The organism is Oleiphilus sp. HI0043 (genome assembly GCF_001634935.1).
Window position 1 is genome coordinate 1 of record NZ_LWEY01000946.1, and the last position, 322, is coordinate 322.

Genomic DNA, 322 nt, shown 5'->3' on the forward strand with positions numbered 1-322 from the left:
CGGCTTCAAAGCCATATGCGCAACAATATCCTGCCCTGTTGAAATACCGCCTAAGACACCGCCCGCGTGATTCGAAAGAAACCCTTCCGGCGTCATCTCGTCTCTATGCTCTGTGCCCTTTTGCTCAATACAATCAAAACCTGCACCAATTTCCACACCTTTTACGGCATTGATACTCATAAAGGCATGCGCCAGCTCGGCATCTAGCCGGTCAAAGATTGGCTCACCCAAACCAGGTGGTACATTGCGTGCAACAACAGAAATTTTCGCGCCAATAGAGTTACCCTCTTTATTCAGCGCTTTCATATAATCTTCCATCTCA

1 protein-coding gene is annotated in these 322 nt (G+C 47.8%); it reads right to left on the minus strand.

All coding sequences use genetic code 11. The features are described from left to right. Window positions 1-322: chorismate synthase (locus A3729_RS10405; RefSeq protein ID WP_156497879.1), on the minus strand; the 322-nt coding region annotated here is incomplete at both ends.